We start from the raw sequence: 1,166 nt of genomic DNA on the forward strand, positions 1-1,166 counted from the left end.
AACGACAAGGCGACTAAAGAATTTACTTCTCTAGATATTGAAGCTTGTTAGGAACACCGTCCCACTCTTTAGCATCTGGAAGCGGGTCTTTTTGCTCGGTAATGCAGGGCCAAGTCTGACATAGCTCGGCGTTTAGCTCGATATACTGCGTCTGGTCGGCAGGCAATTCGTCCTCAGAAAAGATTGCATCAGCTGGGCATTCTGGCTCACAAAGTGCGCAATCGATACATTCGTCAGGATCGATTACCAGAAAGTTAGGGCCTTCATAGAAGCAGTCTACAGGACAAACTTCCACACAATCTGTGTACTTACACTTAACACAGTTATCGGTTACAACAAATGTCATATTGCTATTCCAGTGTTTGGTCTCATTAAAATTATGCGGTGTATTCTAATGTCAGATGTGACAGGGTTCAAGCTTAAACGCCTGTCATAGCGCAAATGTTACGATTATTGACTTAAAACACAAGTAAGTTAGCGCAAGAGACAAGGCATCATATAACTTAGTTGATCAATCTTCGTAGCTCATAAAGCTTATCCAATGCTTGCCTAGGGCTAAGCTCATCAGGGTCCAGGTTAGCAAATGCTTTCTCAATCAATGAAGGCTCTTGTGCAAACATATCACTTTGAAATGCATTTTGTTCTGAAATAGAGTCAGTAGCTTGTGTTGCAATATTGCTTGCAGTTATGGGCTCAGACGGCTCGCTTGTTTCCGTAGACTCCAAAGAACTTAGCTTTTCCTTCGCCTTCCCAATAACACTATCCGGAACACCTGCGAGCTGCGCGACCTGCAAACCGTAGCTTTGGCTTGCGGCGCCTTCAAGAACATTATGTAGAAAGATAATTCTATCTTCGTGCTCAGTAGCGCTCAGGTGAACGTTGACAACACTCTCGTGCTCTTCAGCAAGCTGCGTCATTTCGAAATAGTGAGTTGCGAACAAACTATAAGCTTGGATATTTTTAGCCAAATGCTCTGCACTAGACCATGCAAGCGACAAACCGTCGAAAGTGCTGGTACCTCTTCCTACTTCATCCATCAAGACCAGACTGTTTTCTGTAGCGTTATTCAAGATGTTCGCAGTCTCGGTCATCTCAACCATAAAAGTGGAGCGACCGCCTGCCGTATCGTCAGAACTTCCCATTCGTGTGAATATTTGGTCGATTTC

At 44.2% G+C, this 1,166-nt stretch carries 1 protein-coding gene and 1 pseudogene; both read right to left on the reverse strand.

What is annotated here, in order from left to right; genetic code table 11:
* Positions 1–22: 22 nt before the first annotated feature.
* Positions 23–346, reverse strand: a complete 324-nt coding sequence (fdxA, locus tag A3766_RS01355; RefSeq protein ID WP_068510699.1) for a ferredoxin FdxA — start codon at positions 344–346, stop codon at positions 23–25.
* Positions 347–503: 157 nt separating this feature from the next.
* Positions 504–1,166, reverse strand: a pseudogene (locus A3766_RS01360) (DNA mismatch repair protein MutS); the annotation flags it as partial.

Source organism: Oleiphilus sp. HI0132, assembly GCF_001635845.1.

Coding starts and splice junctions, on each gene's coding strand:
- fdxA (WP_068510699.1), bottom strand. CDS start 346: ATGACATTTGTTGTAACCGATAACTGTGTTAAGTGTAAGTACACAGAT.